Raw genomic sequence first — 18,858 nt, 5'->3', positions numbered from 1 at the left:
TCGTATTTAAGCTTGCTTAAAAAGGGTCAATTCCCAGTAGATCATTATGCTGTAATTTATATTCTTGACCATTAAATTTAATGGTCTGTTGTTGTTTATATTGTTTTTTTACAGATTTGCATGTCTGATAGTTGGTTTTCGTTTGGTCTTTGATTTCTTTTAATACAATATCTTGTAAACCATGTGTGGTTTTGTTGGAAAGCACTAAAATACGTCTTACATCTGAACTGGTATTATTTCCTATACAATTTCCAATTCTTTCATAGCCACTATCATTTGTTCCAATACCCGCAAAAACTTGTTTAATTGGTTGGCGAGGATTAACTTTAAATAAAGCAAGATTATTATGGCTATAGGTAAAACCACCTTCATGTGAGGATGAGGTCTCTAAGCCGATCACATCTGTATTCGGCAAGGTTGAAAATCTTGTGTTGTGGAGTTTTGCTCCATCATAATGATCTGCATCTGAATAAAAAGTTTCTGGGGCTTTATACTTTTGCAGAATTTTATGATGAGAAGAGTCAATTAAATATAAATTTAGATCATGCTCCATATCATCATAAGATTTATAATTAATCGGTTGGCTAATGGCAACCAATTGAATTCTTTGTGTACTGTCCAAATTGATACAGCTTTTATATGTTTTAGCTTCAGTCTTTGCAAAACTTGGGTTGGTTAGTTTAAATTTTTGAATTAAAGAATCTTGTAATTGTTCTGAACAAGCTTGATAAGGTGCTGCAAAACTATTTCCAATAATCAAAAGCAGTGCAGCGTTCAATACAATTTGTAATGTTTTCATGCGCTCATCTCTAAAAAGTTCAAAATACAATTAAATTCCAAAGTCTAAAAAATTAAGATGTTCAAAATGATATTTTTTCCCATCAAATTTCATGATATGGCGTTGCTTTTTGACAATACGCTGGGTACTACAGTTTTTTTCGTTAAGTGTTATACGCTCTGTTTTTTCCGTTAATTGAATATCTGCTAAACCATGACTGTTCTGTTTTAAGGGGTGAAGTAAAATTTGAGTCTCAGTTTGTGCATTATTTTCACATAGAGACGGTCTTTCGCCAGCTGAGTAATTCGTCATAAATTTATCTAAAACCAATTGCATTTGTTGATTGCTGATTTTGAATAACTTTATTTCACTTATTGTATAGTCAATTCTACCTAAATGCCCATAGGTTAAGGCCAATCCAATAACATGAGTATGGGGAGTTTTAGAGTAAGGATTGATATCAAATTTTAAATTTTCAAACTGATGGTTATCTGAAGAAATCTTCATGGGATAATGATAGTGATTTAGAATTTTTTCAGATGCGTTGTCAATCAAATAAAGATTTAAGTCGTAATCTGCATACCCAGACGGCATATGAAGTGGTTGACTAATTGCGATCAATTGCCGATTTTGATCCAGCTTTATACAGCGCTCAAATGTTGGATAGCGTGTATCTCTCTGTTCAGGGGAAATCAATTTAAGTTTATCAATCAATTGCAGAGTCTGTGTTTCGCTGCATCGTGAATAATTATTTTGAATATTCTTCTGTTGGGCATAACTGAAAGGAAGAAATATAAAAATACATATCGCAATACAGCAAAAATAAAATAGGCGCCGCATAAATGTCATTGTGAGCAAAGATGAATACATTTTTTTATCCAATGATGTTTTAAATTCTATTGTTTTCGAATTTTTTCTTGCTAAAGTCAGCTATATATTAACAGTAGTGATCATAAATCTTATACCATATAACTGATTATGGTAATTTGGCTGTAAAAGGACAACTGATGCAACGTGTGGCAATAAACGGATTCGGGCGAATTGGACGGAATGTATTACGCGCTTGGTTTGAAAATCCGAAAAACTTCCATTTTGAAATTGTTGCCATTAACGATATTGCAGATGTTGAAACGCTGGTTCATTTATTTAAATATGATACTACACATGGTCGCTTTGACGGTGCGGTGAATATCGTTCAAGAAAATGGACAGCTTTATATGTTGATTGACGCACGGCAAATTAAACAGAAAGTTCAAATTTTAAGACAAGCCAATCCTGAATTATTGCCTTGGGAAGCGCTTAACATTGATGTTGTTTTAGAATGTACAGGGCTGTTTCGTTCAAGAGCCGCTGCAACACAACATATAACAGCTGGTGCAAAACGCGTCATTATCGGTGCTGCACCTTTTGATACTGTTGATGCTGCCATTGTTTATGGGGTAAATCATCATGATGTTAAAGCTAGTGATCAAATTATTTCGGGTGTGTCATGTACCACACAAGCTTTAGTCCCTTTGGTCAAAATTATTGATGATGCATTTGGAATTGACAGCGCATTAATGACTGAAATTCATGCGGTCACAGCAGATCAATCTGTACTGGATCATGCACATCGAGATTTACGCCGCGCACGTGCCTCAGGACAAAATATTATTCCAACTACATCTTCTGCTTTGGGTGCATTAAAACAAGTCATGCCCAAAATGGAAAACCGTATTGATGGTTTTTCAATCCGTGTACCAACAATTAATGTTGCCGCCATTGATTTAACATTTATTGCTAAAGCGCCTGTAACAGCTCATTTAATTAACCAAACCTTAATTCAAGCAGCAAAATATGATTATGCTGAGATTATGTCTGTTACAGATGAGCAATTGGTTTCAAGTGACTTTAATCATTCACCTTATTCACTGATTGTTGATCTGACTCAAACTATGGTCGTGGGTCAACAGGCGAAAGTGTTTGCTTGGTATGATAACGAATGGGGCTATGCAAATCGCTTGTTAGATTTGTGTGAATCATTTTATTAATCTAATACTTATCACTTAAAAATAACTTTAATGACTTGAGTTTAATCAAGACGAAGATTGACATGTTTTGTTGGGGGGGAATGATGTTTTTCATATATTTGGTTATTGTGATTCTTTATCTGGCCATGATGTTTGTGATTTGGCAAATGGGAAAGTTAAAGAAAGAAAACCTTGAATGGCTTAAGCATGTGCAGAATCATGAGCAACAGATCCATGCACAAGAGCAACATCTCAAACAAACCTTACAAATTATGCAAGATTTGGCTAAAAAAATGCATGTACAGCAGGAAGTTTTAGACAATACCTCAACACGTTTGACTCAAGTTGAGTTTCAAAATGCTGAATTAATTAAAATATTACAGCAAAATTCAAAACCTTAATTGAGGTTTTGAATTGCATCAAGTCAGGAGTGACAGGCTATTGAGAACGTTTAAAGCATAAAGTATCTCAAAATCCCTGTTGCAATGATACTGATCAGTACAGTGGGTAATAATGAAAAATAACAAGCTGCGAATAGTGTGATGATAATTGCAATCAAGTTGGCTGGTTGATCTGTAACAAAGTAGGGTGCAATCACTGATATCAAAACACAGCCGGGGATAACCTGTAAAATTCGCGTGGTTCTTTTGCTGAGATGTCTATTCTTTAACAGTAAATAGCCTAAAATTCGAGTTAAGTAGGTTGTTAATCCCACACAAACAATGGCGATGAATGTCGTCATATGAATCATTCTTCATCTCCAATCAGTAAAAAAGCAGCGATAATTCCTGAAATAGAACCAATCAATACATACCAGCCTTTGGGTAGATAATAATAGGCCAGTGCAGCGGCAATCAGACTAATCAACCAAGGCAGTGCGGGTTTAAAGCCTTTCCACATTCCGCGTAAAAGCACTAGAAAAACTGCGGGGAATGCCATGTCAAAACCAAACTTTGTGACATCACCAAGGAAAGAACCAATGCCGATTCCCATAGTAGTAAAAGCCACCCACATGACATATAACGCAAAACAAAGGCCGATATAAAAAAACACACTAAATCCTGCATAGGGATTGCGAGGGTTTTGTTTGTGTGCATCCGTAATGCTAAGGGCCCAACTTTCATCACACATAAAAAATAATAATGGAAGGGCTTTACGACTGGGCAAATGTCGAATATAGGGTGCTAAACTTGCACCCATTAAAATATGGCGGCTGTTGACCAGAAAAGTGATCAGAATTAAAAACAACAATTGAGGTGGTTGCGTCCAGACTTCAATAATGGCGAACTCAGAACCACCAGCAAAATTGAGTCCTGTTAATAAAGGAACTTCTAAGGCAGAAAATCCTTTTTGCGCTGCTTGTGTTCCTAAAACCAATGCAAAAGGGATAATACCGAGTAGCATTGGAATAGAGGTTTTAAGCCCACGTACAAACTCTCTAAATTCAATTGAATAGGTCAGTTCAGTCGTAGTGTTCTTAAAACTTAACATGAGTCGCTCAATGGTAGATAAAACAAGATGATTTTTATTTTATGCCAATTGATTCGCTATATTTCGCTAAAATTGCTGCCTGTAAAATAATTTTTGCAATATTATTGCTGGAATATGTTATTTTTTGGTTTTATCTACTAGAAATAATTTTATGAAATTGGATCAGATAGATCGGCGTATTCTGTGTGCATTACAACGTAATGGAAAACTACAAAATAATGAATTGGCAGAACAGATAGGTTTATCCGCTTCACCTTGTTTAAGACGAGTAAAGCAACTGGAGGATGAGGGGATCATTGACCAATATGTTGCATTGGTCAATCCACACAAAGTAGATCTTAGTTTGACAGTCTTTGCACGAATTTGGTTAAAGAGTCAGGATGAACAAGCGGTCAATCGATTTATCGAAAGCATTATGAATATTTCTGAAATTGTTGAATGTCAACTTATGGCAGGAGATTGTGATTTTTTCTTACGTATTGTGGTTTCTGATTTAGAGGCATATCGTAAATTTCAGATTAATCATTTAAATAAAATTCCAGGGATCCAGAATGTCAAAACTGAAATCCCTTTACAGAAGATTAAACAGACCACAGCCTTACCGCTGGATTAGTTTTTTTGATTCGCTTTCGAATAACTTTAAATATTTTATCGGCACTTGTTCAGTCAACCAAACCCCATTTTCAGCACAATAAAATTGGAAACCATCTTGATGCATCTGTTTGGTGTCTAGGATGAAAATGATGACTTTGCCATGTCGTTGTCCCACTTTCTGGGCTGTGACTAAATCAGCAGATAAATGTACGTGATGACGTTCACCTGAAATTAAGCCTTTTTCTAAAATACTGTCGACAAAGCGAGTTGCTGTTCCATGAAAAAGTGTATCGGGTGGCGTAATAGCAACATACTCACGTTGAACCTGAGCACTAGAGTGACCTTGTACTGCGCGGATTTTGTTTTGATCAGGTGAAAGTTGGAAGCGTTTTTTATCACTGCTTTCAACGACCTCAATCAACTCTACGAGTTTAAGTGGTCTTCTGTGTTTGATCATTTGCTGTAAAAGGATGTGTACATCCGTCCAGCCTTCAGAATCGAGTTGGATTGCAATGGTTTCTGGTTGATGTCGAAGTACTAAACTTAGAAATTTACTATGTTCGCGTAATGTTTTTTCTGAAGATTTCATTTGTTATTCTTACATGATATGGATTTGGATATAAAATTAAGGCTGAGTTTCAATTGCTCTTACGACACTATCTACTGAATATTGTCCCCATTCAGAGAGTTGCTCGATAAATAGATTGATTGCATGACTATCAAAATGCGCAACCAGCATATAGCAAGCGGAACCACAGACTTTATAGCAACTTTCAATTGACTCAAATTGAGCGATAAATGCTTCAAACTGTTCAAATTCATTAGTCTGCATCATCACACGTATAAATTGTGTTGATTGGTTCTGTAGCGTAATCGTATATTTCTGAATTGTGCCTTCATCTTGCATTCGCGCAATGCGACTTCCTACAGCTTGGCCTGTACGGTGTACTAATTTTCCGATCTCTTTATTGCTTAACCGAGAATCAGTTTTTAGTATTTTTAAAATTTTGAGGTCAATTGGGTCATTTGGCAACATAGTGAATTGAACAAATTTTCAGTTTGAAAGTTTCTAATCGATTATTCTTTCATGAGTGACTGCAAATCGCCAGTTGTTTTGATTAATCTTATAAAAACATCAACACAAGGGTTAGGGAAACACCATGAGTCAAACAGCATTATTAGTGATAGATGTACAAAACGATTATTTTCCTCAAGGGAAGATGGAGTTGTTCTGTGCGGAACAGGCTTTAAAACATATCAATCGATTGGAAGATCTATTTATAAAGCGTGAGCAGCCGATTATTTATATTCAGCATATTGCCAATCAACCCAATGCTACATTTTTTGAAGCAGGAACGCAGGGTGTAGCACTACATTCGGGTTTACGTGTTAAGATCGATTCAATTGTGATTGAAAAACATTATCCCAATAGCTTTTTTCAAACCACTTTAAAAGCAGAATTAGAGCGACTGAATGTTGATAAGTTGGTGATTAGTGGCATGATGACGCATATGTGTGTTGATGCGACGTCACGTGCAGCGGCAGAATTTGCTTATCAACCGACGATTATTGCAGACGCTACAGCGACGCGTCAATTGAGCTATTCAGGCAGAACAGTTGAAGCAGAAGATGTACAAACAGCCTGTTTGTCAGCCTTTCAAATGTTTTCACAAGTGGTGAGTATCGAGGACTATTTAAAATAGCTGAAAGAGTCAAAATAACAGGGAAGTACAGCGATTCGATTTTGTACTTCCCTTTAAATCTGAATAAAAATTTATGCTTGGTTTAAGAAACCTTCTTTGATTTTTTCAGGTAAACCTGTATGCCACCATGTATAAATGGAAGATTTTATTTCGTCATCTTGTTCAGGATCATTGAAAGGTTCATCATCTTCACGAATCAATTCATCGCCTTCAAATTTAAACCAAAATTCCCACGGGTCATCATCCCCACAACCCCAACCCAGTGTGTGAATTTCAGGGAGTAATGCTTTTAAGAAAAGTAGGATTGCTTCGATAAACTCATCACCCGAAGAACCATGCACAAAATGGGCAACAGAATAGCCTGCAATAGTGTGTAATGATTCAGGACCCAAATCAAACTCAATATTGTCAACTGTGTTTAAAAGATCTTCTGCAAGTTCTTGCCCCAATTGAGAATTTAGCTCAACTGCAACAGCAATAAATTTGTCTTGTTCACCGCGATGCTCTTGAAATAAACGGCCTAGCTTTTGCATGATTTCCGTATTTGGATGCGTGTAATATAAGTTGCTATGTAGTTCCATACTTCCCCAGTTTTTAGTATTTCAGTTGCTTTAAATAGATGCTGTTTTTCTAAACGAATAAATTATATTTTCAACAACGCAAATAGCAATCAACACTTGTGTGAAAAGTTAAATAAATACAAAGAATTGAAGTGGGGTAATGTGTAATAGATAGTTTTTTGCCTAAATTATGCATAAGTGGTCAAATTATCTAGGCATCAAAAGTTATTTTATTAATGCATGGCGCAGATGATCGTGCTAAAATAAGAGAAATCGGGTGTGTTCCCGATTTTTTTATGCGGATTACTTCCGCGCTGACAGGATTTAGGTTTACAACATGCCCATTTCAGAGACATGGTTATTACCTGATGGTGTAGCTGATGTATTACCAGAGCAAGCGCAAGTAATTGAAAAATTGCGCCGTGAAGCTTTAGATTTCCTCGCATCACGAGGTTATCAGCTGGTGTATACGCCATTCATCGAATACATCGAATCTCTTTCTTCTCTCTCCGAATCGAATCAAGATTTAGACTTAGCCACTTTTAAAGTCATCGACCAACTTTCAGGTCGTTTACTTGGTGTGCGTGCCGATATGACACCACAAGTGGCTCGTATTGATGCCCATGTACATCAAGTACAAGGTGTGGCGCGTTACTGCTATGCAGGAACTGTACTTCATACTAAACCACAAGGTTTTAATACCACGCGTGCACCACTTCAGTTAGGTGCAGAGTTATTTGGTTCAGACAGTATTGACGCAGACGTTGAAATGATCGACGTGATGCTCAATCTGCTTAATACCGCGGGTTTAGCTGATGGTATTCATCTTGATTTAGGGCATGTAGGACTGTTTAGAAGTCTGGTAAAACATGTGGGTTTAAACAAATCAACAGAAAGCCACTTATCTGATTTGTATCAGCGCAAAGCACTACCAGAACTTGCTGAATTCACTCAAGATTTAGAATTTGGTTCTGATTTTTATGCTTTAGGTCGTTATGCAAGTGATCTGGATGCATTGCAAGCGAATATTAGCGCAGAGATTTTTGCTGATGAAGCATTTAAAAATGCTTTTGAGGTACTTAAAACAACATATACAGAAATTCAAGCACGTTGGCCAAAACTCAATATTGGTATCGATGTTGTAGAGCTTCGTTCGTACCATTACCACACTGGGTTAATGTATGCCGTGTATGCACCGAACCGTGCTGCACCGTTGGCACAAGGTGGTCGTTATGATGGTATTGGTGAACACTTTGGACGCGCGCGTCCTGCAACAGGCTTTTCTTGTGACTTGTATTCCTTAAGTGCGGGTCAACGTCAGCAGATTGAAAAAGTGGTTGCACCGAAAGGTACCGAATCCACTTTGCTGGATGCTATTGCCGTAGCACGTCAACAAGGTTTAAGTGTAATTCAGTTATTGGGTAATGACGATTTAAACTCAGTTCCAAATGCAACCCACCAGATGGTGAATGTTGCTGGTGAGTGGAAAATCGAAACAATTTAAGTATCAGATTGAATGTTCATGTCATTCGATTTGGTTTTCTATTTTAACAGCATGATGTAATGAGGCTATTATGGGCAAAAGTGTTGTGGTACTCGGTACCCAATGGGGCGACGAAGGTAAAGGTAAAATCGTTGACCTGCTCACAGATCAAGCAGCTGCGGTTGTACGTTATCAAGGCGGACATAACGCAGGGCATACGCTCGTCGTTGGTGGTAAGAAAACAGTTCTTCACCTCATTCCATCAGGTATTTTACGTGAAAACGTACTTTGCTTAATTGGCAATGGTGTTGTACTTTCACCTGAAGCATTGATCAAAGAGATGGATATTCTTGAGAAAGAGGGCGTACCTGTTCGTGAACGTCTACGTATTTCTCCAAACTGTCCGTTGATTCTTCCTCACCATATTGCACTTGATCAAGCGCGTGAGAAGAAACGTGGTAATGCCAAAATCGGTACAACGGGTCGTGGTATTGGTCCTGCTTATGAAGATAAAGTAGCACGTCGTGCGATCCGTGTTGCTGATTTAGTTCGTGGTGGCGAACATCTTAAAGCACAGCTTGAAGAGCTTCTTGAATACCATAACTTCCAATTGACTCAATTCTTCGGTGTTGAAGCCGTTAAAGTTGAAGATGTGTTGGCACTTTGTGATCAATGGCGCGAGGTGGTTAAGCCATTAGTTTTAGATGTGATTACAACATTGCATGACTATCGTAAAGATGGTGCAAATATCATGTTTGAAGGTGCGCAAGGCTCACTTCTTGATGTTGATCATGGTACATATCCGTATGTAACTTCATCGAACACTACTGCAGGTGGGGTAAGTTCTGGTTCAGGTCTTGGTCCATTGCATCTTGACTATGTTTTGGGAATTACCAAAGCCTATACAACTCGTGTAGGCGCAGGTCCATTCCCAACTGAGCTTGTTTATGATGCTGCCAATGATGTTGGTGATGCAGTTGGTAAACACTTGGGTACTGTGGGTTCAGAATTTGGTGCGTCGACTGGTCGTCAGCGTCGTTGTGGTTGGTTTGATGCTGAAATCTTACGTCGTTCTGTAGATGTAAATTCATTATCAGGTATTTGCTTAACTAAACTTGATGTTTTAGATGGTTTGGAAGAAGTAAAAATCTGTGTCGGTTATGAAGCTGCGGATTCAGGTTGTGTAGGTTCTACAGATGCACTTGCATTTGAAACCTTAAAACCAATTTATGAAACTATGCCAGGTTGGTCTGAGTCTACGTTTGGTGCGAAATCATTAGATCAATTGCCACAAAATGCAATTAACTATGTAAAACGTATTGAGCAGTTGATTGAATGTCCTATCGACATCATTTCAACAGGTCCAGATCGTGATGAAACAATTGTGATGCGTCATCCATTTGATGCTTAATTGATTCAATCTTTAAAAAGCTCCTTCGGGAGCTTTTTTTATTGTTATTATTTTTAGGCGTTTTAAATAAACTGTGATTATATTTTGATTTTTTTTGTAAAATACAACATAATGCAGCCGCTAAGAGCTGAGCTTCGTTTTGAAGCTTGCAATAAGATCTATGAAATTTGGTGAAAATAATGATTAACAAGAAACTATTACTTGGATTAGGGTTGGCTATAGGCTTAACAGGTTGTACAACTGTTGCTGAATTAACGGGTAATGATTCTGCGACGCTAAACCTCAATGCAGCAGCAGATTATAAACTTCTTGTAGATGATGCAAGGGCACAAAAAGCACTTGATACAACATCTGCAACATATAAACGAGTCAATGCTGTTTTCTTAAAGATGAAACCTTTTGCTGATCAAGCAAATCAAACTGGTCAAAAATTTGACTGGCAATTGAGTGTACTTAAATCAAATGAACTCAATGCATTTGTAATGCCTGGCGGTAAGGTTGTATTCTTTACAGGTATTGTCAATCAATTGAAACTGACTGATGCTGAAATTGCTGCCATTATGGGACATGAAATGACCCATGCCTTAGAGGAGCATTCTAAACGTGGTGCTGGTGCAACGGCAATTACTGACTTTGCTGTGAAAATGGGCAAAACCTATGCAGGCGATAAATTGGGTTCAGTCGGCACTCAAGCTTTAGACATCGGGAGTAAATATGGTGTAGGTCTGCCATATTCACGTAGTTTAGAATCATCTGCTGACCGTGGTGGATTAATGCTTATGGCGAAAGCTGGCTATAATCCTGAAGCGGCAATCAGTGTTTGGCAAAAAATGAACAAGATTGATGGCGGCAGTAATAATGGTGTACAGAAGTTCACTTCAACACATCCATCAAATAACGACCGTATATCAGATTTAAACAAAAACATGGTTGAAGCAAAGCAAATTTATCAATCTGTTGTTAAAAAGTAATTTGATCGCAGAGTGTTCAGCCCGATGTAAATCGGGCTTTTTATTTAAAGCTAAAAAAGACTAAAGTCGATATCAATCAGGCTAGGTTTTCAAGCTTAGCTTGTTAAAATGTCCTTTTATATACACATTGAGTTTGTAGGATGCAAAAGAATATATCGAGCACAATATTTTACTCTCTGATTTTCGCAATGGGCGGTGCTCCAACGATTGCAATGCTGATTATTCAGGCTCAAACCACTGATCTGAATATTATCAATAATGCATTGTTAGGTCTGAGTGTAATGGTTGCATGTGTGCTGGTTCCTGTTATTTTGATCCAAAATGCATTTTTATTTATCAAAAGAAACGACCAATTGTTAGAGACAAAAATTATTCCATTGAAAAACATATATTTGATGCTTAATGTGATTTGTCTCATCTATTGGTTGGCGATTCAATTTTTGTAAAATTTCACTTACATAATTAATATGAATTAATGGATCTTATTGATTTAACCTTATGTAACATTTGCATATAATCCACAGTGCTTTTCATTGTTCTCCATGGAGTTGATTATAATGAACAATAAATTAATGCTTAGTCTTTGTACGGCGACTGCCATTTCAATTTCAGGGTGCTCAACTATTGCGGATATGGCAGGTGCTGATTCTGCAACGCTTAATTTAAACGCAACACAAGGCTTTAATAAAACGGTGCAAGAAGCACGTTTGAATAAGACTCTAGATACAACTTCTGCAACTTATAAAAAAGTGAACGCAGCATTTATCCGATTAAAACCTTTTGCAGATCAAATGAACCAAACGGGTCAAAGATTTGATTGGCAGTTGGCTGTTCTTAAGTCAGACGAAATCAATGCTTATGTCGCACCCGGTGGTAAAGTAGTTTTTTACACAGGGATTGTAAATCGACTCAATCTATCTGAAGCTGAAGTTGCTGCAGTAATGGGACATGAAATGACCCATGCTTTAGAAGAACATTCTAAACAAAAATTAGGTGCGCAAGCGTTGACCAATCTTGCAGTAGGAATTGGTAAATCGTATGCAGGTAGCCAAATTGGTGAATTAGGTAATGCTGCTCTCGATTTGGGAAGCCAAGTTGGAGTGGGTTTACCATACTCACGTAGTTTAGAGAGCCGTGCAGATGAGGGCGGCTTAATGATGATGGCAAAAGCTGGCTATAATCCTCAAGCAGCAATTAGCTTGTGGGAAAAAATGGCGAAACAGGGTGGAGGAAAAGGTTCTGCATTACTGTCAACACATCCATCTGATGTTAATCGTATCAATGCAATGAAAAAGAATTTACCTGCTGCAATGGCAGTTTATACTGCGCGAGGCGGAAGATAAGTTTTTTGATAAAACCTATCGAATAAAAAAGGATGCTTATGCATCCTTTTTTATTGAAAACAACGTAGAACAATGAGCGTTTCAAAAATTGTGCTTAAGGTGCAGGGTTTGGCTGCTGCTGATGAATCGCATCTATTTCCAATAAGATTTCTTCAGACAATTGGGTATCAAAGGCCTGAATATTCTCTTTTAGTTGCTCGAGCGTAGTCGCACCAATAATGGTACTACTCACAAAAAATTGTTGTTTAATAAATGCTAAAGCCAATTGGGTAAGGCTTAAACCATGTTTTTCTGCAAGCTGTGCATATTGTTCTGTCGCCCAATCGCTCTGTGGATTGCTATAGCGGCTAAAGCGAGAAAATAGTGTAATACGTCCTTTTTCAGGGCGTGCGCCGTGGCGATACTTGCCAGTTAAGTAACCAAAGGCTAAGGGTGAGTAAGCGAGTAAGCCAACGCCCTCGTGTTGTGCGATCTCAGACATCCCAATTTCATAAGTACGATTGAGCAAACTATAAGGGTTTTGTACACTCACAATTTTTTCTAAGCCCAATTGTTCAGCTAAATGTAAAAACTTTAAGGTACCCCAAGGTGTCTCATTGGATAAGCCAATATGACGAATACGCCCTTTTTTAACTTCTTTCGAGAGTGCTTCTAAGGTTTCAGCAAGCGGGGTGATGTCTTGTGTACGTGCCGCAAGCTGATTGCTGTAACCCAGCGTGCCAAAGAAGTTAACAGGGCGTTGTGGCCAGTGCAGTTGATAAAGATCTATATAGTCTGTTTGTAAGCGCTTGAGCGAGCTATCAATAGCATTACTGATCTCTGCTTCTATAAACTTGGTATGCCCATCACGAATTTGACTGCCACCTTGTTGGGGGCCTGCAATTTTTGTGGCAATGATAAGTTTGTCACGCTGACCGTTTTGAGCAATCCAATTCCCTATGATGCTTTCAGTCGATCCCTGTGTCTCTGGTTTAGGGGGTACCGGATACATTTCAGCAGTATCCCAGAAATGGATATTTTGATCGATTGCATAAGCAAGTTGTTCAAATGCTTCATTCTGATTATTTTGTTCACCAAAGGTCATGGTACCTAAACAAATTTCAGGGACCACAAGATCAGAATGCCCTAAACGATTTGACTTCATTTTATGTCCTTCAAAACTAATATTCAGTATCTTGTGAGAATAATAGCGTAATTTAAATTTGATAACTAAGTGAAAAAATGTTTCTAATTATCAAAATAAGATAAAGTTATCTGATTATTTTATAAAATGCTCATTTTAGCTTGGTCTAGTTTTATAGCATGGTCATGAGACTAGCTCACAGTCATTCACTGTGTAGTTTTAGCAACATGAAAAAAGCAAACTCGGGAGTTTGCTTTTAAACTATATTTCAACTTTTTGACAATATTTGATATTTATCCCATTCAACATAATTCTTTAAGGAAATAAATTCTCAAATTTGTTCTCAAGTTTTATTCATCATCTGTGCTTAGTTCGTCTTCAGAAAAATTAGATTCTTCTAAAGATACATCAAATATAAGGATGGCTTTACCGTCGGTTTCGATCATGCCTTGTTCTTCAAGTGTTTTTAGAACACGACCAACCATTTCACGGGAACAGCCCACAATACGACCAATTTCTTGGCGAGTAATGCGGATTTGGCGGCCGTTTGGCAAGATCATCGCTTCAGGCTGTGCTGAAAGATCAATTAAACAACGTGCAATACGACCAGATACATCAATAAATGCAAGGTCAGTTACTTTGCGTGTTGTATTTTTTAAACGACGAACAAGTTGTGCAAATACGGCATAACTTAAGTCAGGATATTGTTTACTAATTTCGTGGAAATTGTCATATGAAATTTCAGCAATTTCACATACGTCACGGGTTCTTACTTCCGCAGTACGTTGTGGATTCTGCTCAAATAATCCCATTTCCCCAAAAAAGTCCCCAGGGTTCAAATATGCAACAACAATTTCACGTTCATCATCTTCACGTAAAATAATTGAAACTGAACCTTTTAAAATTAAATACAGTGATTTTGACTCAGAACCTGCATCAATAATCGTTGAGCGTTTTGGAAAACGATTGATGTGGGCTCTTTTGAGCAAAGCTTTGACTGACTCAGGTAGTTGACCAGGAGACAAAGCATCTGTACTAAGTTGTGCAAAATTAGAAGACATGCTTAAAAATTCCGAATTGGATAATAACTAGATCTGTTGATCTAAATTGAACTCGTCACGTAGAAGCAGTAGAGATGAAATTCCTTATCAACTCATTTTATGCTAGTGTACAGGTACCCCGTAAATTTATAGCTTTTTTTAGGTAGTTGCAATGCAAACTAGCGTTCATTGGTTAGAGAATGTTGCTTTCGAAGCAAAATCAGAAAGTGGTCATCAAATTGTGATGGATGGTTCTGCTGAATATGGTGGTGAAAACCGTGGCCCACGTCCTATGGAACTCATATTAATGGGACTTGGTGGGTGTGCTTCATTCGATATTGTGACCATTTTAAAGAAATCTAGGCAAAATGTAACAAATGTTGTTTGTCAGCTCAAAGCGGATCGAGCAGACACGATTCCAGCTGTATTCACGAAGATACATTTACATTTTGTGGTAACAGGGCATGATGTAAAAGAGAAGCAAGTAGCGAAAGCTGTTGAATTATCAGCCGAAAAGTATTGCTCAGCAAGTAAAATGCTATCCGATGGTGGTGTTGAAATCACCCATGATTTTGAAATAATTTTAGCTGAATAATTAAATTATTATTCTAAAAAGCCAATCCTTAGATTGGCTTTTTTTTATGTGCTCTAACTTTTTAAATTCATGACTCATGCTAACAATTTTTTAAAAAATAAATTATTACAAAATGTGTATTTCTTTAAAAGGACCATTTTTGAAACAAATGTTCAAAGTTTTCTTTGCATTTTGCTTGCAAAATTAAAGTGATAAAAATAATTGTGGATCAACTCGGGCATTATTTAAGCTCATTCCCCAGTGTAGATGTGGACCTGTTACTCGTCCTGTTTTACCCACCAATCCCAATAATTCACCTTGTTTCAAGATTTGCCCTTTTTCTACATTGATTTTACTGAGGTGGCAAAACATGCTGATCAGACCTTGTCCGTGATCAATCATAACGGTATTTCCATTAAAGAAATAATTGCCTGTGGCAACCACTGTTCCTGCGGCAGGCGCAACCACTTTTTGTCCGATGGGGGCAGGGATATCTAAACCAGAATGTGGAGCACGTTCTTCACCATTAAAAAAGCGTTTACGACCAAATGAATTACTAAATTTTCCTGCTGTAGGACGGATAAATGTTGGAAAGTCTTTCCATTGTGCAGGGCTAAAAGAGCTATAAACACTGTTTTGTTCTTTCGCTTCTTGGCTATAACGATCAAGTTGTTCTTGATTCGGATTGACGTAGTCCTGATTTTTTACATTGAGGCGCTGCTCAGCGTATTTAAATGGCTTCACTTCAATATTAATTGGGCCTTTAGAGCTTTGTAATTGCAGTGTACCCAGTGGCGCTGAAAGCGGAATACCAAAAACAATATGGTTTACTGCATTTTCACCATCCACGATCAAGACAGGTTTGTCTTGATAAGTGACATTTAACACGGTTTTAGCAACAGGAATAACCGCTATGCCACCTGCACGACGTGAGTCTTGAGGTAAGGCAAAAGCTTGTGTTGCTATAATTAAGCTAGATAGTAGGAAAAGTTTTTTGATTGAAGGCATAAATAACATACAAGGTTTAATTTTTTGTAGTATCTCGCTTTTTTATTCAGATGCTCAAGCATGTGATTGTTAAATTGTAAGTAGAGTGTTCTTGATGACTATTCAAAATACTGTAGGGCAATGAATATTACCCAATTATTTGAATATCTGATTTGTTAAGAAAGATTCAAGAGATCTAATTGAGAACATTGGTCAATAGGCTTGATAAGCGAGTTGATTGAAATATGAATAGTGTAAAGATATTGATCAATTTAAATTATTAAAATTATTTAATAATTCTATTAAATTTGTCTTAATAGTTGGTTTTATGTTTCAATTGCTATGTTCTTCATTCAATAACAATAATTGGCCTCAGTATGACGAAACCTAAATTTTTACATGAATTACCAATTGAGCAGTTAAAGCAGATGTCTCAATAAGACATAAAGCAAACAATAAAAGCAGAGCAGCTTTATTTTCGACACAGACCCAAAAAGATCTATTACCTTGCGGTAAATGGGGCTAAAACCAAAAATGGTGGGTTAGTTAAAGCGACTGCATTGCAAAGCCGAATAGGTGGATTGCCTATTGCTTTAGTTGGTGACGATGCTATTTACGCAGATGGGACAATTTCTAAAATCATTTCAGGTGCTGGCAAGGGTTGTCTTATAAATGGTCAGTCCGCTGCATTGGTAGGAAGCCACTTAGAGAATGGTGATGAGATTGTCGATAGCCCTAATAACTCTGTAGCTATAAATATCTTTATCGGTGATAAGGCCCCTGAAGGCTTTTTGTGCCAAGATGGTTTTAATCATGACTAAAGGTTTTGCAATTCATAACTCTATGACAAATCATGGAGGCATCATTCAAGCAACACAACAACGAACATCTCAAATGGGAAATCTATTTCTACGTGCTGGAGATGGTCACTTTTGCCCTAAGTGCAAATGTTGGTCTGAAATTGTTAAAAGCCATGATCATATTATTATGGATGGCAAAGCTGTTGCTTATGTTGATGACTTATTGACTTGTGGAGCTAAAATTTTACCTAAACAAGATCATGTTGTTGGAACAAGCCAAGGTGAGAATTATAGAAGTTCTTCAAGCTCAAAAGAGCCTTTACAAAATAGCTTTATAGATAAAGTAATCTCAACAAATTTTGGTTTGCAACACCAATTGTTAGATAAAGCTACTCAGAAACCGTTAGTTGATTTTCCATACCAATTGAAACGTGCAAACGGTGAAGTTATTGAGGGGAAAACTGATGAAGATGGAAATACAGTTCATATTGATTCAGGTGATCAAGAGGAACAGGTAGAGCTAATAATTTATGACCTTTCTAAACCAATGCCTCCACTAGATGATGACTTAGGGTAAAAAATTATGGCTGACGTTATTGTAACTGATAAGGGTATGTTTCCTAGGGATGTTGAAGTTTGTAACTATCCCTCTGTAACGTGTAATCCAGCGTTTAAAGTTGGTAATTACTACATTGCTGCGCCTTACAATTTTTTCTTTGACGAAGATCATTGGCAAAGGCTGGAACGCACAAATAAAGTAGAGTTTCTACTGGCTTTACGTTTTGGTATGGAATATGACATAAACAAATTTGGGGATGGAATGATTAATAAGCTTTCCTTCAACACTATGATGTATGTAAAGTTTCAACAGTATGTACGGAAACACTCAATGCATGAAGCCAGTAAATTAGTTGCTCAATTTCAAAAACAAACCTTTTCAATCAGACTTAAAACAGGATTTAGTTTTTTTGATGTATTGGCAGTAATAGGAATTGCAAAAAATATTACTGTTCCAGAAACCATAGTACATCTTCGGCAATTGGCTGAAAATAATCATTGTCCTCTATATGTAAACAGATCCACATTTAAAAATATATTTAATGAAGATTATCATTCGGGAATGTTAAAACAGTTAACAGGAGATGGAACGTATAAGGGGGAAGGTTCTGTTGTAGACTTGAAGCAGTTTGACAATAAAGGAAGTGGGTAATTATGAAATTTAAATTTTTAACTCTAATATTAATACCACTGGTATCGATAGGATGTTCTGCTAATGAAATAACAAAAAAAGACATTCAAAAATACGTAGAAACAAGTGATGTATTTATCAATATTGATACACCTATTTATAGATTAGCTGACACGACTAAGAAAAATGCGATGGCTGACGCAATTTATAAATCATCATTAGCCAAGCTTTATTTTTTAAAAAGTTATGAGAAAGAGCTATTCCCTATTTACAATCTCGAAGACAAGATGATGTCTGAAAACTTCTTTGGCTATTGTTGGATGGGAAAATTCATCAATGATTATAAATCCTTTGCACCCAAGCCTTCTTTAGTGGATGTTGAAACATTGCAATGGCTGGATAAAAAGCGCGCTATATGGGCTCAGCATATTAGTAAAAAATTTGGGAATGATACGTCCGTTAAAAATTACTGTCCTTACTAACAGGTACAGCCGATATATTTACTTTTAAAGTTATGAGTAATATAGTCTTAAAAATGTTGCAAAAATAGGTTGATAAAAATAATGGTAAATCAACCTGATTTAAACTAAATAGCGGCTTAATTTTTTTGTTGTAGTGTATCGTTTTATCGAATTGAGGGGATATTTTCACTAATTGGATGAATTACGCATCCCCATTCAAAAATAGATCATACAATCGTCACCTCGAAAAATCACATGCCTAATTAATTAAGCATGTGATTATGATCGATCAATAAAGTCTTTGAAAACTAAAACTTAAAAACTAAGCTTTAAAAGCTAAA

General features: G+C 36.9%; 23 protein-coding genes and 1 pseudogene. 14 read left to right on the top strand and 10 right to left on the bottom strand.

Annotated elements, in window-relative coordinates; all coding sequences use genetic code 11:
* Positions 1-16 precede the first annotated feature (16 nt).
* Both ACG9ZL_RS05505 and ACG9ZL_RS05500 read right to left on the bottom strand, forming a co-directional pair.
* The gene (locus tag ACG9ZL_RS05505; protein ID WP_419359335.1) at positions 17-799 is read right to left on the bottom strand and encodes a PA3715 family protein; all 783 of its coding nucleotides are present in this window, start codon (positions 797-799) and stop codon (positions 17-19) included.
* A 30-nt stretch (positions 800-829) separates the two neighbouring features.
* Positions 830-1,492 (bottom strand): PA3715 family protein, encoded by a 663-nt coding sequence (locus ACG9ZL_RS05500; protein WP_419359333.1) that lies wholly within the window; start codon positions 1,490-1,492, stop codon positions 830-832.
* A 293-nt stretch (positions 1,493-1,785) separates the two neighbouring features.
* On the opposite strand from ACG9ZL_RS05500, the gene ACG9ZL_RS05495 reads away from it, so the two are divergent.
* A complete protein-coding gene (locus tag ACG9ZL_RS05495; RefSeq protein ID WP_333666862.1) occupies positions 1,786-2,808 on the top strand; it encodes a type I glyceraldehyde-3-phosphate dehydrogenase in 1,023 nt (340 codons plus the stop codon).
* An 83-nt stretch (positions 2,809-2,891) separates the two neighbouring features.
* Positions 2,892-3,188: a hypothetical protein gene (locus tag ACG9ZL_RS05490; protein ID WP_004721164.1), complete on the top strand. Its 297-nt coding sequence runs from the start codon at positions 2,892-2,894 to the stop codon at positions 3,186-3,188.
* Positions 3,189-3,238: 50 nt separating this feature from the next.
* Here ACG9ZL_RS05490 and ACG9ZL_RS05485 read toward each other — a convergent pair whose 3' ends face one another.
* Both ACG9ZL_RS05485 and ACG9ZL_RS05480 read right to left on the bottom strand, forming a co-directional pair.
* Positions 3,239-3,538: a branched-chain amino acid transport AzlD family protein gene (locus ACG9ZL_RS05485; protein WP_262085811.1), complete on the bottom strand. Its 300-nt coding sequence runs from the start codon at positions 3,536-3,538 to the stop codon at positions 3,239-3,241.
* Positions 3,535-4,278, bottom strand: coding sequence for an AzlC family ABC transporter permease (locus tag ACG9ZL_RS05480; protein WP_419359331.1), 744 nt, complete (start codon positions 4,276-4,278; stop codon positions 3,535-3,537). The genes ACG9ZL_RS05485 and ACG9ZL_RS05480 overlap by 4 nt, the downstream gene beginning before the upstream one ends.
* Positions 4,279-4,435: 157 nt before the next feature.
* On the opposite strand from ACG9ZL_RS05480, the gene ACG9ZL_RS05475 reads away from it, so the two are divergent.
* Entirely contained in the window at positions 4,436-4,891 is a 456-nt protein-coding gene (locus tag ACG9ZL_RS05475; RefSeq protein ID WP_034614550.1) for an Lrp/AsnC family transcriptional regulator, read from the top strand.
* Here the strand turns inward: ACG9ZL_RS05475 and ACG9ZL_RS05470 are convergent.
* Both ACG9ZL_RS05470 and ACG9ZL_RS05465 read right to left on the bottom strand, forming a co-directional pair.
* Positions 4,877-5,461 (bottom strand): RNA 2'-phosphotransferase, encoded by a 585-nt coding sequence (locus ACG9ZL_RS05470; protein WP_105712858.1) that lies wholly within the window; start codon positions 5,459-5,461, stop codon positions 4,877-4,879. The genes ACG9ZL_RS05475 and ACG9ZL_RS05470 overlap by 15 nt on opposite strands.
* Positions 5,462-5,497: 36 nt before the next feature.
* Positions 5,498-5,908: an Lrp/AsnC family transcriptional regulator gene (locus tag ACG9ZL_RS05465; RefSeq protein WP_234623015.1), complete on the bottom strand. Its 411-nt coding sequence runs from the start codon at positions 5,906-5,908 to the stop codon at positions 5,498-5,500.
* Between the two features lie 124 nt (positions 5,909-6,032).
* Between ACG9ZL_RS05465 and ACG9ZL_RS05460 the strand changes: the two genes are divergently transcribed.
* A complete protein-coding gene (locus tag ACG9ZL_RS05460) occupies positions 6,033-6,575 on the top strand; it encodes a cysteine hydrolase family protein (RefSeq protein WP_336953131.1) in 543 nt (180 codons plus the stop codon).
* Positions 6,576-6,646: 71 nt separating this feature from the next.
* On the opposite strand, the gene ACG9ZL_RS05455 is transcribed toward ACG9ZL_RS05460, so the two are convergent.
* Positions 6,647-7,156, bottom strand: a complete 510-nt coding sequence (locus ACG9ZL_RS05455; RefSeq protein ID WP_419359329.1) for a hypothetical protein — start codon at positions 7,154-7,156, stop codon at positions 6,647-6,649.
* 316 nt (positions 7,157-7,472) lie between these two features.
* Between ACG9ZL_RS05455 and ACG9ZL_RS05450 the strand changes: the two genes are divergently transcribed.
* The 5 genes from ACG9ZL_RS05450 (at position 7,473) to ACG9ZL_RS05430 (ending at position 12,343) form a co-directional block, all read left to right on the top strand.
* Positions 7,473-8,639 carry an ATP phosphoribosyltransferase regulatory subunit gene (locus tag ACG9ZL_RS05450; protein WP_004820956.1) on the top strand — a complete coding sequence of 389 codons (1,167 nt, stop codon included), beginning with the start codon at positions 7,473-7,475 and terminating at the stop codon, positions 8,637-8,639.
* Positions 8,640-8,709: 70 nt separating this feature from the next.
* Complete coding sequence (locus ACG9ZL_RS05445) at positions 8,710-10,029, top strand: adenylosuccinate synthase (protein ID WP_419359327.1); 1,320 nt, start codon at positions 8,710-8,712, stop codon at positions 10,027-10,029.
* 179 nt (positions 10,030-10,208) lie between these two features.
* Entirely contained in the window at positions 10,209-11,000 is a 792-nt protein-coding gene (locus ACG9ZL_RS05440) for a M48 family metallopeptidase (protein ID WP_336953126.1), read from the top strand.
* Positions 11,001-11,140: 140 nt separating this feature from the next.
* The gene (locus ACG9ZL_RS05435; RefSeq protein WP_336953124.1) at positions 11,141-11,446 is read left to right on the top strand and encodes a hypothetical protein; all 306 of its coding nucleotides are present in this window, start codon (positions 11,141-11,143) and stop codon (positions 11,444-11,446) included.
* Positions 11,447-11,557: 111 nt separating this feature from the next.
* Positions 11,558-12,343: a M48 family metallopeptidase gene (locus ACG9ZL_RS05430; protein ID WP_419359325.1), complete on the top strand. Its 786-nt coding sequence runs from the start codon at positions 11,558-11,560 to the stop codon at positions 12,341-12,343.
* 94 nt (positions 12,344-12,437) lie between these two features.
* Here the strand turns inward: ACG9ZL_RS05430 and ACG9ZL_RS05425 are convergent, their stop codons facing one another.
* Both ACG9ZL_RS05425 and crp read right to left on the bottom strand, forming a co-directional pair.
* Positions 12,438-13,487 carry an NADP(H)-dependent aldo-keto reductase gene (locus ACG9ZL_RS05425; RefSeq protein WP_419359323.1) on the bottom strand — a complete coding sequence of 350 codons (1,050 nt, stop codon included), beginning with the start codon at positions 13,485-13,487 and terminating at the stop codon, positions 12,438-12,440.
* A gap of 329 nt (positions 13,488-13,816) precedes the next feature.
* The gene (gene crp / locus ACG9ZL_RS05420; RefSeq protein ID WP_004721139.1) at positions 13,817-14,527 is read right to left on the bottom strand and encodes a cAMP-activated global transcriptional regulator CRP; all 711 of its coding nucleotides are present in this window, start codon (positions 14,525-14,527) and stop codon (positions 13,817-13,819) included.
* A 151-nt stretch (positions 14,528-14,678) separates the two neighbouring features.
* On the opposite strand from crp, the gene ACG9ZL_RS05415 reads away from it, so the two are divergent.
* Positions 14,679-15,101 carry an OsmC family protein gene (locus tag ACG9ZL_RS05415; RefSeq protein WP_336953120.1) on the top strand — a complete coding sequence of 141 codons (423 nt, stop codon included), beginning with the start codon at positions 14,679-14,681 and terminating at the stop codon, positions 15,099-15,101.
* Positions 15,102-15,284: 183 nt separating this feature from the next.
* On the opposite strand, the gene ACG9ZL_RS05410 is transcribed toward ACG9ZL_RS05415, so the two are convergent.
* Entirely contained in the window at positions 15,285-16,088 is an 804-nt protein-coding gene (locus ACG9ZL_RS05410; protein WP_419327387.1) for a peptidoglycan DD-metalloendopeptidase family protein, read from the bottom strand.
* Positions 16,089-16,444: 356 nt separating this feature from the next.
* On the opposite strand from ACG9ZL_RS05410, the pseudogene ACG9ZL_RS05405 reads away from it, so the two are divergent.
* The 4 genes and pseudogenes from ACG9ZL_RS05405 (at position 16,445) to ACG9ZL_RS05390 (ending at position 18,538) form a co-directional block, all read left to right on the top strand.
* Positions 16,445-16,888: pseudogene (locus tag ACG9ZL_RS05405) on the top strand (PAAR domain-containing protein).
* Positions 16,881-17,444: a PAAR domain-containing protein gene (locus tag ACG9ZL_RS05400; protein WP_335954937.1), complete on the top strand. Its 564-nt coding sequence runs from the start codon at positions 16,881-16,883 to the stop codon at positions 17,442-17,444. The pseudogene ACG9ZL_RS05405 and the gene ACG9ZL_RS05400 overlap by 8 nt, the downstream one beginning before the upstream one ends.
* A 6-nt stretch (positions 17,445-17,450) precedes the next feature.
* Positions 17,451-18,077 (top strand): hypothetical protein, encoded by a 627-nt coding sequence (locus ACG9ZL_RS05395; protein ID WP_335954936.1) that lies wholly within the window; start codon positions 17,451-17,453, stop codon positions 18,075-18,077.
* Positions 18,078-18,079: 2 nt separating this feature from the next.
* Complete coding sequence (locus ACG9ZL_RS05390; protein ID WP_333667274.1) at positions 18,080-18,538, top strand: hypothetical protein; 459 nt, start codon at positions 18,080-18,082, stop codon at positions 18,536-18,538.
* Positions 18,539-18,858: the final 320 nt, after the last annotated feature.

Origin of the sequence: Acinetobacter legionensis (assembly GCF_048551735.1) — a bacterium.
In the GTDB taxonomy this organism is placed as follows: Bacteria; Pseudomonadota; Gammaproteobacteria; order Pseudomonadales; family Moraxellaceae; genus Acinetobacter.
The sequence above is the reverse complement of the archived record's forward strand: the minus strand, read 5'-3'. Positions and strand labels throughout refer to the sequence as shown.

Coding starts and splice junctions, on each gene's coding strand:
- ACG9ZL_RS05490 (WP_004721164.1), top strand. CDS start 2,892: ATGTTTTTCATATATTTGGTTATTGTGATTCTTTATCTGGCCATGATG.
- ACG9ZL_RS05505 (WP_419359335.1), bottom strand. CDS start 799: ATGAAAACATTACAAATTGTATTGAACGCTGCACTGCTTTTGATTATT.
- ACG9ZL_RS05445 (WP_419359327.1), top strand. CDS start 8,710: ATGGGCAAAAGTGTTGTGGTACTCGGTACCCAATGGGGCGACGAAGGT.
- ACG9ZL_RS05435 (WP_336953124.1), top strand. CDS start 11,141: ATGCAAAAGAATATATCGAGCACAATATTTTACTCTCTGATTTTCGCA.
- ACG9ZL_RS05465 (WP_234623015.1), bottom strand. CDS start 5,908: ATGTTGCCAAATGACCCAATTGACCTCAAAATTTTAAAAATACTAAAA.
- ACG9ZL_RS05495 (WP_333666862.1), top strand. CDS start 1,786: ATGCAACGTGTGGCAATAAACGGATTCGGGCGAATTGGACGGAATGTA.
- ACG9ZL_RS05480 (WP_419359331.1), bottom strand. CDS start 4,278: ATGTTAAGTTTTAAGAACACTACGACTGAACTGACCTATTCAATTGAA.
- ACG9ZL_RS05430 (WP_419359325.1), top strand. CDS start 11,558: ATGAACAATAAATTAATGCTTAGTCTTTGTACGGCGACTGCCATTTCA.
- ACG9ZL_RS05390 (WP_333667274.1), top strand. CDS start 18,080: ATGAAATTTAAATTTTTAACTCTAATATTAATACCACTGGTATCGATA.
- ACG9ZL_RS05410 (WP_419327387.1), bottom strand. CDS start 16,088: ATGCCTTCAATCAAAAAACTTTTCCTACTATCTAGCTTAATTATAGCA.
- crp (WP_004721139.1), bottom strand. CDS start 14,527: ATGTCTTCTAATTTTGCACAACTTAGTACAGATGCTTTGTCTCCTGGT.
- ACG9ZL_RS05450 (WP_004820956.1), top strand. CDS start 7,473: ATGCCCATTTCAGAGACATGGTTATTACCTGATGGTGTAGCTGATGTA.
- ACG9ZL_RS05470 (WP_105712858.1), bottom strand. CDS start 5,461: ATGAAATCTTCAGAAAAAACATTACGCGAACATAGTAAATTTCTAAGT.
- ACG9ZL_RS05455 (WP_419359329.1), bottom strand. CDS start 7,156: ATGGAACTACATAGCAACTTATATTACACGCATCCAAATACGGAAATC.
- ACG9ZL_RS05460 (WP_336953131.1), top strand. CDS start 6,033: ATGAGTCAAACAGCATTATTAGTGATAGATGTACAAAACGATTATTTT.
- ACG9ZL_RS05485 (WP_262085811.1), bottom strand. CDS start 3,538: ATGATTCATATGACGACATTCATCGCCATTGTTTGTGTGGGATTAACA.
- ACG9ZL_RS05400 (WP_335954937.1), top strand. CDS start 16,881: ATGACTAAAGGTTTTGCAATTCATAACTCTATGACAAATCATGGAGGC.
- ACG9ZL_RS05440 (WP_336953126.1), top strand. CDS start 10,209: ATGATTAACAAGAAACTATTACTTGGATTAGGGTTGGCTATAGGCTTA.
- ACG9ZL_RS05425 (WP_419359323.1), bottom strand. CDS start 13,487: ATGAAGTCAAATCGTTTAGGGCATTCTGATCTTGTGGTCCCTGAAATT.
- ACG9ZL_RS05395 (WP_335954936.1), top strand. CDS start 17,451: ATGGCTGACGTTATTGTAACTGATAAGGGTATGTTTCCTAGGGATGTT.
- ACG9ZL_RS05415 (WP_336953120.1), top strand. CDS start 14,679: ATGCAAACTAGCGTTCATTGGTTAGAGAATGTTGCTTTCGAAGCAAAA.